Source organism: Arthrobacter sp. ISL-72 (genome assembly GCF_018613755.1).
GTDB lineage: Bacteria > Actinomycetota > Actinomycetes > Actinomycetales > Micrococcaceae > Arthrobacter.
Genome location: NZ_JAGGPP010000033.1, coordinates 73,911 through 87,897, shown reverse-complemented (window position 1 = coordinate 87,897; position 13,987 = coordinate 73,911). Strand labels below are relative to the sequence as shown.

The following is a 13,987-nucleotide window of genomic DNA, read 5'->3' as shown; positions in this document are numbered from 1 at the left end:
TAGTTCTTGCTGGGCCGTCCAGCGTTGTGGGCTGGCGCGTGCTGGACGACGCCTTCCCGGGAGAGCTTGCCCCCTTGGGGGCGGGTTTGGTTCTGAGCCCGGGAAGGCGGGACCTGTCCTAGATTGTGGGAACGTTGGCGAGCAGTTCCCTCGTGTACTCGTGCTGAGGATGTTTCAGCACTTCGTCCGTACTGCCGAAGTCGACAATCCGTCCATGTTGCAGAACCGCTATCCGTTGGGAAATGTGGCGGGCCAAGCAGATGTTGTGCGTCACGAACAGCATGGACATACCGGTTTCGGCTTGGAGTGTGCGGAGCAGGTCGATGATGGATGCTTGGACCGATACATCAAGGGCGGAAGTCACTTCATCGCAAACCAGCAGCGCGGGTGCGTTGACGAGTGCTCGGGCAATTGCCACCCGCTGGCGCTGACCGCCGCTTAGGTCTCCTGGACGGCGGTCCAGGTAGCTTTCGCCCAACCGGACCTGGTCGAGTGCTTCGAGGACCCGTACCCGCCTCTGCTTCCGGCTCAACGTCCCCGACATCTGCAGGGGGACCTCGACGGATTCGCAGACAGTGCGGCGGGGGTTCAATGACGAGAACGGGCTCTGAAACACATATTGAACCTGTTGGCGTTGCTCTGCCGTCCGCGCTCGGGTCCCGGGGGACAGCGCGTGTCCGTTGAGGCGCACGATGCCCGTGTAGTCGTCGTTGAGTCCGGCAATACAGCGGGAAAGAGTGGTTTTGCCCGAACCGGACTCGCCAAGGAGCATCATGGACTCGCCTCTCGCCAACGAGAAATCGATTCCGCCCAGCACCTTGTTGCTCCCGTATGACAGTTTCAGTCCCGCAACCTCTAGCAGGTTGGAGCGATCTTCGCTTGAGGGCGGAATCTGGAGGGCTTGGACGGCAGTCACGTGTCCGGATGCCAGGTTGATAGCGGGATGTTCCTCCGTGATGACGGCGACGCGGCCCACCTGTCGCCGTCCGGCGAGATCAGGCACGGCGCTGAGCAGTTTCTGCGTGTATTCGTGCCGAGGCTGGTAAAGCACCTGGGCGGTAGAACCCTTCTCAACAACCTCGCCCGAGAGCATAACGACGACTTCGTCGGCGACTTTAGCTACCACGGCTAGGTCATGCGTGATGTAGAGCCCCGCGACGCCATGCCGTTCGGCTAGCTCGGCGATGGTTTGCAGCACCAGGGCTTGCGTCGTGACATCCAGGCCAGTGGTTGGTTCGTCGAGCACCAAGACGGCTGGCCGGCAGGCAAAGGCCATAGCGATGCCGACCCGCTGTTGCTGCCCGCCGGAAAGCTGGTGAGGATATCGGCGCTGGTACGTCTCAGAGTTTTCCAGGCCGACTTCGGCCAGCACTTCCTTAGCACGGGCACGGCGGTCTTCCTCAGAATCGCCATAGTGATGGACCTGCAGGACCTCTTGGATCTGCCGGCCAATCGTCATGGCAGGGTTTAGGGACAGTGCCGGGTCCTGTGGCACGTAGGAGATTGAGCCACCTCGGAGTTTGCGCCGCTCCGCTTCCGGCAAATCCAGGATGTTGCCGTAGTCACCGGTTCCGGCCAGGTGAATTTCACCACCGGTGTGCTTCAGGCCCCGTCGAAAATGTCCCAGACAAGCCAACCCGGCGGTTGTCTTGCCTGAGCCGGATTCACCCACCAGTGCCAGGATCTTGCCGGGCTGAAGGGTAAAGGACACGCCATGCAGGATTTCGTAACCGGAGGTGGTGGCGATCCGCAGGTCGCGTGCACTCAGAACCGGTTTGGTTGTTGTCGGGGGTTCCACGACCGAAGTGCTCATTTGCTTTCTCCCACGTTTAGGTTGGCCGACGCCCGTGCCAATGAATCGGTAATCAAATTGGTGCCGACGGTCAGGACTGCAATCGCCAGCACAGGCAGGATGACGCCCCACGGTTGGATCGCCAGGGCGATCCGGTTCTCATTGATCATCAGGCCCCAGTCGGCGGTCGGTGGCTGCATGCCAAGGCCGAGAAAGGACAGGGATGCCAGGGCACCGATTGAATAGGTCATGCGCAGCCCCAGCTCCACCATGAGGGGGCCGGTGATGTTGGGCAACACGTCCTGGACGAGGATCTTCCATTTTGGAACGGCATACATTTCGGAAGCGCGGATGAAATCCTCGGTAACGACGGCAACGGTGGCAGAACGGGTAACACGGGCGATCCGCGGGGCATGGGTGATGGCTATAACGGTTACGAGCACCCAGCTCTGCGGTCCCAAAACGGTGATGGCGAGAAGGGCGAAAACCAACTGAGGAAGAGCGAGAAGAACGTCGTTGCTGCGCATGATGGCGCTGTCCACTATGCCGCCTCGATAGGCCGCGGCCATACCGGAAAGTCCTCCGATGATCATGCCCAATAGGGTGGCAAGAGCGGCAAACATCAGCAGGCGCAGCCCGCCATCGAGGAAGCGGGTGAGTACATCGCGTCCCAGATTGTCTGTGCCAAACAGGCCCTCCGGTTTGAACGGCCTACCCGCGAATTCGGTGCTGGTGTATCCGGTTGCCCCCCAGGGAAGAACCAACGGACCGAACAGTGCGATCAAAACCACGGCCGCGGTGAGGGCGACGCCGATTTTCGCCTGGCGTTGGCGGATGAGGCGGCGGAGCAGCCCCGGCGGCGCCTCCACTTCCCGCTCGACAAGCTGAGGTGAATCAATGACGCTCATCGAGAGCCTCCCGTGCGTAGTTTGGGATTGGTCAGTATGCCCACCATGTCGGCAAGGAGATTGACCACGATGTATACGGCTGCGATCAGGATCGATAGAGCTTGAGCTACCTGGACATCCCGATTAGCGACAGCATCCACGAGGGCCTGGCCGATTCCGGGATAACGGAAGAGGAATTCAACGACGACGACCCCGCCAGCCATCCAGGCCAGCTGGATGGCAATCACCTGGGCGACGGGGGAGAGTGCGTGCGGCAGGGCGTGGCGCACTATGACCTGTCGTTCGGGTACACCTTTAAGCCGTGCCATCTCCACATAGCCCGAGTCCAGGACCTCCAGCATCGTCGCCCTCATCATCCGCGTGATGTAGGGCGTGACCACGAGCACCAGGGTCAACGCCGGAAGGACCAGCTGGGATGGATAATTCCAAACTGCCTCCCCTGGTGGGGCCATGGTCACTGACGGCAGGATGGGAAAAATTGTCGTTGAGAAGACCGTGATGAGCCAGATACCAATCACAAACTCGGGAAGGGCAGCCAGCACCAGACTGGCGCCGGTAGTGATGTGGTCACCCGTCCGTCCACGGTGCAGGGCACTGTAGGTTCCCACCAGAAGGCCCACGGGAATACTGATCGATGCCGCGGCTACCAGCAGCACCAGGGATGCGCCGATGCGTTCGCCGAGAAGCGCGATCACGGGACCACCAGACGCCGCGGAAACGCCGAAGTCTCCCACGGTCAGATCGCCGAGCCAGGACAAGTAGCGCTGCCAGATCGGATCATTGAGGTTCATTTGTTCCCGAAGCGCGGCCAGCCGCTCAGGTGTCGCCTGCTGCCCGAGGATTGCTTGGGCAGGGTCCCCGGGCAGCAGGAGCGTTGCGACGAAGACGAGGAGAGAGACCGCCAGCAGGATCAGTACGCTGGTCGCCAACCTGCGGAGAATTAGGTGTGTCATAGGACTTTTCCCAACCAAACGCGGCGGAACTCGAAGCCTGAAAGCGCAAGACCTGTGCGGCTGGGCACAAGCCCGGCCACGTATTGCTGGTACGCATCTGCCTGGTTCGGATGGCCCCAGATAATGTACCCGCCTTCGTCGTATTCGATCTCCTGTGCCTGTGAGATCAGCCTGTTACGTTTTTCCGGGTCGACAGATGCGGTGGCCATGGCCACCAGCTGAGCGAATTCGGGGTGGTCCCAGTGGGTCTCATTGAACGGGGATGTGGGCAACGAGCTGTTGTTGACCTGCGGCAGGAAATTCCGGGTGTACCAGAAGGATTGGGCGAAGTCCCACTGCAGATAACCGTCTCCAAAAAATGTCGTGGTATCGACTCGGCGCAGGTTGACTTTAATGCCGGCTGCCGCGGCTTGTTCGGCGAACACCTGGGCCGCCTCCACTGCCCCGGCCTGGATGGGGGCGGTGACTAGTTCAACACTGAGCCCGTTCGGATATCCGGCTTCGGCCAACAGCTCCTTGGCCTTGCTGATGTCCTGGACTCGCTGCGGCAGGTGGGATGCGTAACCGGGGTCAAAGGGAGAATAAAGATCGTTCCCGACGCGCCCGTTTCCGCTTAGAACCTGTTCAATCATCTGTTCCCTGTCCACTGCCAGCCGGAAGGCCTGGCGCACACGCTTGTCATTGAAGGGCGGCTTGTCCACGCGCATGCTGAACGGCATCCACATCCCTGTTTCAGAGTTCAAAATGCCGATGCGTGGGTCCGCGTCGATGACTTCCAGCAGCGCCAAAGGAATTTGGCCGATAGCATCTACCTGAGTGGAAAGCAGCGCATTGATGAGTGCGTCATTGTCGTTGAAATTAAGGATTTCCAGTTCGTCCAGATACGGCTCATTGCCGCCGCGCCAGTATTGTTCGTTACGTGCAAAGAGGCTGCTCCGCCCGGGAGAAAAGGAGCGGTATATGAACGGCCCGGTACCGATCGGGTTGGCTGGATCGTAGTCTTCGGGAACAATGCCCAGGGAGTACTGGCCCAGGGAATCATCGAAGGTGGCTGTGGGAGTGTTAAGTCGGAACTCGACCTTGAAATCATTCAGGACCACCACTTGATCAAGAATCGCCAATGACGAGGCTCCGGTCTTCGGATCCTTAGGATCGGTGATGCGCCTAAAAGTTGCGGCTACGTCGCGGCCGGTCATGGGCCGGCCGTCATGGAACGTCACGTCAGTGCGGAGATCAACCGTCCAAATTCGGGCATCGGGTGAGGCAGTGGCACGTGTGGCGAGAAGTGGGTGGAGCTCGTAATTTTCGTCCCGGTAGAGTAACCCCTCGTAGAGGTTCAGCACACGGGCGATGTCAGTGGTGCTGACGGGTGAATGTGCGTCCAGACTGTCTGCCGCGCCACCTCCTGACAATCCCACGCGCAGCCGTCCTCCTGCTTGCTGCGGCCCTGACACACTCGCCACGGCACTGGGTTGGCCATCCCGGCATGCGGTCAGAAGACCGCCGAGTCCCACGGCCATACCCGTGCCGAGCAAGAGGCGCCGGCTCAAATGTATGGCTGTTCCCCCGGGCAGCCCGTATGGTGATGATGCTGGTTTCACTAATCCTTCTTCCTTGAAGGCGTAAAACGCCTATGCAGTCACTTTCCGTCCGACCCACTGCGGCGTCTGATGTCCGCTCGTGTGTCTGACTCTGGTGATGTTGTCGTTGATAGCGTGAGGGAATGCTTCGGTGCGTCCAGTGTGCTTATTGACGTGGAGTGCCAAGATTTCTTCGGTTGCGACGAGCTGCTGGCCGGAGCGCAGTTCGTGGGCAAGGTGCAGTTTTTTCGGGCCGGCGGCAACGATGAGCGATGTCACTGTCAGCTCGGCGTCGAGCCCGGTTTCCAGGAGATACCTAACATGAGCTTCCACCGTGTACAGCGAACTCTGTGTTTCCTCGCGGTAAAGCTTGTCCATTCCTAGCTCATCCATGACCTGGTCGGTGGCATAACCAAAGACCAGTACGTAGAAGGCCTCGGACATGTGGCCGTTATAGTCGATCCACTCTGGCAGAACCGTGCACCGATACGCAGGAAGGCTGCCTGTTGCGATGTCGGTCACCTTCGTGCCGCTTTCAGCGCGGCTATGGCATTCCGGATGGCGATGATTGCTTCATCCCGTTCGGCGACGAGCTCAAGGAATGACCGTCCGGCAACTTCTTCGTCGCAACCGGCAATGACGGCGTCCCGCAGTCCGGGTGTCAGTTCGGGGGCGTCCAGGCGGGTCCAAGGAGACTTCAGTGACGGACCGAAGTGGTCCAGCATGTGCGCCATTCCTCCTTCTCCGCCGGCCAGATGGAAGGTGAGCATGGGTCCTTGAATTGGCCATCGGAGGCCGGGACCGTCCGTGATGGCCAGATCAAGTTGCTCCACGGTGGCCTCGCCGTTGTCAATCATGTGCAGTGCTTCGCGCCACAGGGCTTCCTGCAGGCGGTTTGCGATGAAACCGGGTACCTCGCGGTCCATGGTGATGACCGATTTCCCGATGTGTTCATACCAGGCGGCTGCCCACTTCACTGCTTCCGTGGACGTATTTTCGCCTCCGACCACCTCCACGAGGGGGATGAGATAGGGCGGGTTGAAGGGGTGGCCGACGACGAGCCGGGCCTGGTTGACGGCCTCGGTAGCCATCTCCGTCATGCCGTACCCGGAAGTGGAGGAGGCAATCACGACGTCCTGTGCGGTTACGGAATCGATCTGGGCCAGCAGAGACCGCTTGAGTTCAAGGATTTCGGGCGCGCTTTCCTGCACGAAGCCGACACCGGCGACAGCTTCGGCGAGATCGGAGTGAACGGTGAAGTTATCCTTTGAGGCATGCGGTGCGAGTCCCAGCCTTGTCAGCGCAGGCCAGGCTGCGTCAATGAGGCGGCGCAGCTTTGATTCCGCATCGGGGGAGGGATCCCAAGCCTTGACGCGGTAACCCTGGGCAAGAAAATAGGCTGCCCACCCGCCGCCGATGGTACCGATGCCCACGCAAGCGATCGTGTCGATGTCGTTCATGGTCAGGGGGGTGAAATCAACGGTTGACATGAGTCACGCCTTCTTCTCGAGCTGCAGTATTTCGCGGGCTTCATCCGGTGTGGCTACCGAAGAGCCGAGGTCCTTGACGATCTGGATGGCGCGCTCCGTCAATTGGGCGTTGGTGGCTTTGACGCCCTTGCTGAGGTAGAGGTTATCCTCCAGCCCTACCCTTACGTGGCCTCCCAGGAGTACGGATTGCGCTACCCAGGGAAGTTGGTCCCGACCAATGGCAAATGATGTCCACTGCGCGCCCTGAGGGAGCATGTTCACCATCGCCTGGAGCAGCCCTGCGTTCACCGGGGCACCGTAGGGGATTCCCATGCACAGCTGATACAGGGGCGGAGGAGCGATCAGTCCTTCTTCAACCATGATGTTTGCGAACCACAGGTTCCCCGTATCGAAGATTTCCATCTCCGGTTTAACACCCAGTTCCTTGATACGTGCTGCGCCCTCTCGCAACATGTCCGGGGTGCTGATGTAGACCTGGCTGCCTTCTCCGAAGTTCAAGGAACCGCAGTCAATGGTGCAGATCTCCGGCCGCAGCTCCTCGACGTGGGCCAGGCGTTCCAGGCCGTTCACCAGATCTGTTCCGGGCAACTGCTTGGTTGGTTCCCCGGGGTCCAAGAACAGATCGCCACCCATTCCGGCGGTCAGGTTGATGAGGGGATCAACATCACTGTCGCGGACCAGTCGGACGACCTCCCGGTATAGTGCCACGTCCCGCGAACCCTGCCCGGTCTCGACGTCGCGGACGTGAATGTGAACTACTGAAGCACCCGCTCGGGCGGCTTCTATAGCGTCCTTTGCGATTTCTTCGGGTGTGACGGGAACATGTTCGCTCCTGCCGGTGGTGTCGCCGGCGCCGGTAAGTGCGCAGGTGACGATGACCTTGCGATTCATTGGGTACTCCCTTGTGCTCTAACGATGTTGCGGTCGATGAAACTTTCGATATGGTCGTGCATCTGATCGGAAGTCAGCATTCCGGTCAGCACTTTTATGCCGAGGCCGTCTACGAGGCTGGTGAGCTCTATTGCGAGGTCGGCGGCTGGCACCTCAGCGAACACTCCGGCCTGCTGGCCGAAGACGATGGCGTCCTCCACGGTCTGGATCCAGCGGCGGTAGCCCTGGGCGTGGTTTTCCTTGCCGCAGTCGTCCACCGCCACGTAGGCCCAGGTTTGTAGCCAGATGGACCATTCCGCCCGGCCCCGTTCCCCGGCGGGCAGCTGGAGTTCGATCAGCCGCTTGAGTCGGCTTACGGGCTCCGTGATGGCATGGAGTTCCGCGATTTGGCGGTCAAAGGCCAGTTTCACCGAGTAGCGGAGGACTTCGGCGAAAATCTCTCGTTTGGTTGAGAAGTAGTAGTGGACGCTTGCAGTACTCACGCCGCAGGCATGGGCGATGTCCGCGATACGGACCGATGAGTACCCGCGGCGCGCCAGAAGCCACCAGGCCGATTCGATGATCTTTCGCCTCTTTTGAGCTTGATCGCTGTTTTCCGGGTGCCGGGTTGGCAGGATTCTGGAGGGTGGAGGCGCGGAAACACCTTGCGTCTGATCCGAACCTGACATCAGCCAGTTCACGGTTACCCCGGTGACGTCAGCGAGATCGGTCAGTTCCGAAGGGCGGAATCGGCGCGTGCCCGCAAGTGACTTGGAAAGCTTTGTCTCGTCAAGGCCAATGTGCCGCGCCACTTCCCGCTGGACCAGACCGGAATTTTGGATGGAGACGCGGGCACGCTCGGCCAGTTGAGCCTGCTCTGAGGTGGATGTTGGCATGGCTAGACGCTATAAGGGACTTGCGATAATGGCAAGGGCTTAACTGATATTTAGTCAGGTTTGCGATATGCTGCTCAAAGAGAGAGGCGCTTTGGTCTTAGATGAGCCCAGCCTTGACCATTCTTGGCTGCCTGTTCCGTACAGTTCGAAAGCTCTGCTGGATGTAGTTGACACTCTTGATGTCTTTCCCTATCTTCGGCGCCCTGCCGATATAAGCCATCCACCGGCTGGCAGGAAGGCAACTGCCTGCAGTCGTCTACTACGTCGGGTACTCCGCTCCATGGAACTCGTGAACGAAGGGAATGAGGATGGACACTCCAATGAACTCGTCCACTCATATTGAAGTCCGACAGGCTGGCTTCGATCCGCTGGGCCCTGTGGTGCGGAGCAGCGAGGTCACCTCTGGGCGGACTGTCCACTTTATCGACGAAGGTCATCCCACTGGAATGCCTCTGATCTTTCTGGGTGGCGCAGGAACGAGTGTCCGCGCCTTCAGATTGATGGAATTCGCCCGTTCCCTCCGGGAACAGTTAGACGTCCGGATTATCTCGGTTGAGCGCAACGGTCTCGGGCAAACGCCCTTCAACCCAGCCGTTGGCTTCAAGGAGTATGCGGACGATGTCTGGTCTTTACTTGACCATCTGAGCATTGGCCGAGCGTCAATCGTGGCTATTTCCGGTGGGGGCCCCTACGCTGCACACCTCGCGGCAAGCTATCCCGAGCGGGTACGATCGCTGCACCTAGCATGTGCGTACGCTGAGCCCATCACGGCGAAGGGCATTGACTTTGAGCCTGCGCAGGTGGCTGCTGATCCGGTGTCATGGTGGACGTTCGCGGCCGGCAGCTCTGTCCATAAAATCCCCGGGTTCGTCGACTCCGCCATTGAAGAGGCCACTCGCGGGGTTTTTGCCCAGGGCAGGGACGCGGCATCAGACGGGCTACGGCAGGCCTTCGAGCTATACGCACGGACGCCTCTGCCGGATCTTGGAAGCGTGGACTCTCCGGTCTTCATGTACTGGGGCACTGAAGACACCGTCGTTCCTGAGAAACATATCGAGCGGTGGCAAAGGTCGCTGCACGCCAATAGACCGGGTCGCGAGGTTGTGAAACGCATGTACACCGGCCAAGGACACGACGTTCAGTATCGACATTGGGACCAGATACTCACTGACGTCGTTTACCTCGGCTCCATGGTTCTGGTCAGCATTTCCGGCAGGACGTACCTAGTTGATGCCCGGAAAGAAAGGTCTCTCCTCGACTCCGGCGGCCATCTCGGCATCGCCGCATGGCATGCGGACCTTTAGGCCCGCCGCATCGGGCCGCGGCAGCTCACTCCAGAAAGCATTCACTTTCAGGACCGCCTATGAACGCCCAGCGTCTCAATACCAAGGAAATAGGCCAGTACGGGCCCGGAGCACATCGCACCGGATTGCCAAGTAACACCTCCAAAGTGCACTTGTGCTCAGGTTGAAACGGATCTGTATAAGAATCCCCGGCCGTGCGGACTGGAATACCCACGCACTCAAGGCTGCTGACCAAGGCATCAACCTCACTCAGCTCTAAACAAGATTCGTGGACGAGCACTATGAAGCGAAGGCGCCATCTCTGAAAGGACACCATGGAACTGCTGTGGGAAATAACCGGTTGGGCAGGAGCGGTTGCGATACTCACTGCGTACCTGACTGTCTCCATGGGGTGGCTGAAGGCGGGCAAGGGCTTCCAGACAGCAAATCTCCTCGGTGCTTGTGCCTTCATCGCCAATGGCGCATTCCACGAAGCATGGCCGTCCGTGGCTACGAATATCGCCTGGTTCCTCATTTCCGCAGTCGCACTTCTTCGCATGCGCTCGGCGAAGCAGGCGTCAGCTGCCGTTGCTGATACCGCGCCGGTTCACTTCCCTGGCGTCCCTGACACAACCGGCCAATTGGCTGTTATTGAGGGTCTTACAGGTTCCGTTAGCGGCGACGCTGAGAGGGAACGTCCGCTTCCGTGACTCTCCAAAAGGGAGCCAGAAAGAAGGCAAGCTCAGCGTCGAGGGCTGACATATGTGGCGGCCGTGTGGAGGATTCCGTGGGATCTTAGAAGCTGCATCAGTTCGGTGGTCTTCCGGAGGTTGCGCTTTGCCAGGGCACGCAGGTTCCAGCGGTAGCCGCTCCGGCGCTGTTCAGGCATCTGGTTCCTCCCAGGTGGTGATGCGCGCGCGATTATTTGCTGCAGGTTTTCTGTTTGAAGTCCCACGATACCGCTGTGTAGAGGCCGGTGGTCGAGGCGTACGAGTGGCCGACTTGGGTCTGTACGAACGACGCTAAATCATAGCCGGCTTTCGATCAGGTGGTCACATGGGAGTATTTGAGGCAGTGCAGCCCCAGTTCCTTGGGCAGCCCAACGGCGTCCCGTGCAGCTGCGAAGGCATCGCAGAAATCACCAAGCGACATCCGGGCGCCCCGCTCGCTCGAGCACATCGCCGATTGCATTAGATGCAGGAAACCTATAGCTTGAGCGCTGTACGCAGCAAATCCTGGGGGCATCGCCGCGATTCGACCGGGAGCACACACCGTTCATGACCTGCGAAAACACCAAATTCGCCAAAGGTCGGGAGTTCTCGCAACTACTTCTACTCCCGTGGTTTAGAACGCCGATAATGGACCTTTCGTCAAGCTGGGCTGGCCGAGGCAGGGGAGTGGCCTATTCCTTCTTCCAGGTTAGGCCAAGCATCGCAAAGGCGTGCTTGGTCTCGTCGCTGTCGTGGTGGAGTTCCTCGGACGTGCTGTTCCGAAGCTTTGGGCTGACAAAACCGTCGCCTGGTCGTTCGAAGATGGCTCACAGCTGCAGGTCGTCGCCGTGACGGGAGGCGAACGTGATGCCGTCGAAATCTGTGTTCTCGTAGATCCAAGCGGCTATTGCCTGGGTAAGTTGGCGTGGTCGGGCGTCTTTCAAGGCTGCGGCGTCAAGGTCTGCCAGACCGAGGCTGAGGGCCATTCCGATGAAGTGCGGATAGAGGATTGCGATGGACTTGGAGTCGGTCACGGCACAGAAGTCGCCTCCCAACTCGGCCGAGATCGCAGCACGGGCATCAAGCCATTCCCGCGGAACTTGTCCCGGCGGCACGGTGGGGTGCAGAACCGCGTCTTCGTTGGGCACGCTCAGCTTGGAACCAGGGTGGCCCTGAATCAAGCCGTCTTGGTGGTCCTGAATCACGTTGACATATTCAGGCCGCGGGTACCAGGCTGTGGAGCCTGGTACCCGCGCTGGCGTAGGAACCTCTTAAGGAGTGGCTCCTGCATCTCGGAGGTTCGCGGGTGGAAGGGAATCTTCGGCCTTTTGGCACCGATGATTACTCCGATCAGGGCGCCCTCTTGGCCGACATTGCGAAGGACGCGGAGAAGGCATCAGGAAGACTTATTGACTTCCAGTTCGGCGTCCCACTCGTCGAGCTCGGCATCTTCCCAGGAGCCGTAGGTTGGATTGGGCAGGATGAACCAGTCGCCGCCGAAGTGCTCAGCGTCTTTTTCGACGAGCTGTCGCTGTTGGTCTAGATCGGCGCTGGCGTAGTCCCCAGCGAAGTCATGTAGTGTATCGCCCAGTTGCATGACGATCTCGTGTTCCCGCTGGATCTTGGTACGCCGCTCCTCCTTTGATGGGCCTAGCAACATTACATGGTCCTTCGATACTTGGGGGAAGTCCAGGCCCTTCAGCGATGCGATGGTGGCATCGAGGTTCTCCTCGGTTCGGTCGGAGAGGTAGTAGATCGAGACGCCCATCTTATCGGCTTTGTGGAAGAACTCGGCGGCGCCCGGGATTGCGGACGGTGAACCCTCGAGCTCCCAGTGGCCCCAGGTATCCCAGACACTGTAGTCGTGGCAGGCGGTCATGTCGCGGGCCAACAGCTCGGTGTTGTCGATTGCGGTCTCGTCCAGATCAGTGACAATCGCGAGGTTCTCGGACTTGGCTTGCTTGACCTTCTCCGCGAGGCGCTCACCGGCGAGCCGATAGGTCTGGGACTGCAGTGCCTGTGCCTCGGCGCTTTGCTGCTGCCAGCGCAGACCCATCGCATGTTCCTGTACCGCACAGTTCTCGGAGTTGGGGCTCTCCTCCGCATCCTTACCGCCCTGGCCGGTGGCGCAACCGGCCGCGGCCAGCATGGATACAACGGCGATACTGGCGTAGGCAATGCTCATGGGTCTCTTCAAGGTGGATCTCCTTGTTCAGCAAGATGGACTTGATCGGTTAAAAACATGTAGTGAGGTTTCTGGCCCTCACCATTGAGCTCGGGTAGGTGTTCCCCGTGGTGGTGACCGTCAGCGGCGAGTGGTGCTCGTAGGCGGTAGTTGTCGAGGTCGCGGTAGCCTCGGGCGACCCCACGCAGGGTCTCGATGACGCCTTAGATGGCCGCCGTGGGCCCGTTCCAGGCACCGGCGGTGTCGACGTAGATCACGGCCTCATTCCACGCTGGGGTACTTGGCTCCGTCGGAATTTCCCGACCGGCCCCATCAGAGCGAAGCACCACGTGCTGTCCGCGCCTGCGGGTTGTGCGCATGCCGGCGAAGCTGCATTTCAAACTAGTCAGCGCGTGCCCGAAAACTCGGGTGGCGACGAGTCGCTTCTTGTTCGCTGGCTTCTCGCTCATTGTGATCAAACTCATATGGAGGACACTAGCGGAGGTTGAACAAGCGTTCAATACCCCGCGTTGGCTCATCCAGAGTGCCCGGTACACCGCTCGAATCGGGACCCTGCAGCACCGGCATCACGAGCCGTAATCGCCTCGCTACTACTGCTACTCCCGCGCTTTGAACGCCGATAATTAGGATTCAGTCAAGCTACAGCGGCCACGGGGGGCTGCGGCACAAGGACGCCGCCGGCAGGGGGAGTGGTTCACTCCAGCTTTGCGTGGCGCAGGTACTGGTAGACCGTCTCCCTGCTGATCCCGTAGTCACGGGCAAGGACCGCTTTCGGAACACCGCTTCCGGCACGCGTGACCAGTTCGGCTGTCCGTTCCGGCGTGAGGGTCTTTTTCCGGCCTTTGTAGGCGCCGCGTTGTTTAGCCAGGGCGATGCCTTCCCTTTGGCGTTCCCTAATGAGGGAACGTTCGAATTCAGCGAAGGCCCCCATGACCGAAAGCATGAGGTTGGCCATGGGGGAGTCCTCGCCAGTGAAGACCAGGCTCTCTTTGACGAACTCCACCCGTACGCGCTTGCTGGTGAGGCCTTGGACGAGAGCACGTAAGTCATCGAGGTTGCGGGCAAGCCTGTCCATGCTGTGCACAACTACGGTGTCACCGTCCCTGGCAAATCGCAGAAGCTCCGCGAGTTGGGGTCGGGCGGTGTCTCTGCCGGAGGCCTTGTCCGTGAAGACCCTGTCCAGAACCTGGCCTTCGAGCTGGCGTTTCTCGTTCTGGTCCAGCGTGCTGACCCGCACATACCCGATCCGCTGTCCAGCCATTCTGCGTCTCCAACCCTCAACCTGTCAGGTTGAGTTCTAGGCCCGTCCCAGAAGAAAGT

At 59.9% G+C, this 13,987-nt stretch carries 14 protein-coding genes; 2 read left to right on the top strand and 12 right to left on the bottom strand.

Going from position 1 to position 13,987, the window contains the following annotated elements; translation table 11 throughout:
- Nucleotides 1-118 precede the first annotated feature (118 nt).
- From J7I92_RS21105 to J7I92_RS21070, 8 genes are all read right to left on the bottom strand, one after another.
- Nucleotides 119-1,813 (bottom strand): ABC transporter ATP-binding protein, encoded by a 1,695-nt coding sequence (locus J7I92_RS21105; protein WP_214843682.1) that lies wholly within the window; start codon nucleotides 1,811-1,813, stop codon nucleotides 119-121.
- The gene (locus J7I92_RS21100; protein ID WP_214843681.1) at nucleotides 1,810-2,700 is read right to left on the bottom strand and encodes an ABC transporter permease; all 891 of its coding nucleotides are present in this window, start codon (nucleotides 2,698-2,700) and stop codon (nucleotides 1,810-1,812) included. Before J7I92_RS21100 ends, J7I92_RS21105 begins: the two co-directional genes overlap by 4 nt.
- Complete coding sequence (locus J7I92_RS21095; protein WP_214843679.1) at nucleotides 2,697-3,653, bottom strand: ABC transporter permease; 957 nt, start codon at nucleotides 3,651-3,653, stop codon at nucleotides 2,697-2,699. Before J7I92_RS21095 ends, J7I92_RS21100 begins: the two co-directional genes overlap by 4 nt.
- Nucleotides 3,650-5,173, bottom strand: a complete 1,524-nt coding sequence (locus J7I92_RS21090; protein WP_214843716.1) for an ABC transporter substrate-binding protein — start codon at nucleotides 5,171-5,173, stop codon at nucleotides 3,650-3,652. The genes J7I92_RS21095 and J7I92_RS21090 overlap by 4 nt, the downstream gene beginning before the upstream one ends.
- Nucleotides 5,174-5,284: 111 nt before the next feature.
- The gene (locus tag J7I92_RS21085; RefSeq protein WP_214843677.1) at nucleotides 5,285-5,755 is read right to left on the bottom strand and encodes a thioesterase family protein; all 471 of its coding nucleotides are present in this window, start codon (nucleotides 5,753-5,755) and stop codon (nucleotides 5,285-5,287) included.
- The gene (locus J7I92_RS21080) at nucleotides 5,752-6,723 is read right to left on the bottom strand and encodes a 3-hydroxyacyl-CoA dehydrogenase NAD-binding domain-containing protein (RefSeq protein ID WP_214843675.1); all 972 of its coding nucleotides are present in this window, start codon (nucleotides 6,721-6,723) and stop codon (nucleotides 5,752-5,754) included. The genes J7I92_RS21085 and J7I92_RS21080 overlap by 4 nt, the downstream gene beginning before the upstream one ends.
- A gap of 3 nt (nucleotides 6,724-6,726) precedes the next feature.
- Nucleotides 6,727-7,614: a 3-keto-5-aminohexanoate cleavage protein gene (locus J7I92_RS21075; protein WP_214843673.1), complete on the bottom strand. Its 888-nt coding sequence runs from the start codon at nucleotides 7,612-7,614 to the stop codon at nucleotides 6,727-6,729.
- Nucleotides 7,611-8,489: a TetR/AcrR family transcriptional regulator gene (locus J7I92_RS21070; protein ID WP_214843671.1), complete on the bottom strand. Its 879-nt coding sequence runs from the start codon at nucleotides 8,487-8,489 to the stop codon at nucleotides 7,611-7,613. The genes J7I92_RS21075 and J7I92_RS21070 overlap by 4 nt, the downstream gene beginning before the upstream one ends.
- 320 nt (nucleotides 8,490-8,809) lie before the next feature.
- Between J7I92_RS21070 and J7I92_RS21065 the strand changes: the two genes are divergently transcribed.
- Nucleotides 8,810-9,793, top strand: a complete 984-nt coding sequence (locus J7I92_RS21065) for an alpha/beta fold hydrolase (RefSeq protein ID WP_214843669.1) — start codon at nucleotides 8,810-8,812, stop codon at nucleotides 9,791-9,793.
- 314 nt (nucleotides 9,794-10,107) lie between these two features.
- The gene (locus J7I92_RS21060; protein WP_214843667.1) at nucleotides 10,108-10,482 is read left to right on the top strand and encodes a hypothetical protein; all 375 of its coding nucleotides are present in this window, start codon (nucleotides 10,108-10,110) and stop codon (nucleotides 10,480-10,482) included.
- Nucleotides 10,483-10,514: 32 nt separating this feature from the next.
- Here J7I92_RS21060 and J7I92_RS21055 read toward each other — a convergent pair whose 3' ends face one another.
- From J7I92_RS21055 to J7I92_RS21040, 4 genes are all read right to left on the bottom strand, one after another.
- On the bottom strand, nucleotides 10,515-10,661 hold the full coding sequence (locus J7I92_RS21055) for a hypothetical protein (protein WP_251040261.1): 147 nt from the start codon (nucleotides 10,659-10,661) through the stop codon (nucleotides 10,515-10,517).
- Nucleotides 10,662-11,309: 648 nt separating this feature from the next.
- Nucleotides 11,310-11,687 (bottom strand): hypothetical protein, encoded by a 378-nt coding sequence (locus tag J7I92_RS21050; protein ID WP_214843665.1) that lies wholly within the window; start codon nucleotides 11,685-11,687, stop codon nucleotides 11,310-11,312.
- A gap of 191 nt (nucleotides 11,688-11,878) precedes the next feature.
- On the bottom strand, nucleotides 11,879-12,667 hold the full coding sequence (locus J7I92_RS21045) for a 5'-nucleotidase, lipoprotein e(P4) family (RefSeq protein ID WP_214843663.1): 789 nt from the start codon (nucleotides 12,665-12,667) through the stop codon (nucleotides 11,879-11,881).
- Nucleotides 12,668-13,361: 694 nt separating this feature from the next.
- A complete protein-coding gene (locus J7I92_RS21040) occupies nucleotides 13,362-13,928 on the bottom strand; it encodes a recombinase family protein (protein ID WP_214843661.1) in 567 nt (188 codons plus the stop codon).
- Nucleotides 13,929-13,987 lie beyond the last annotated feature (59 nt).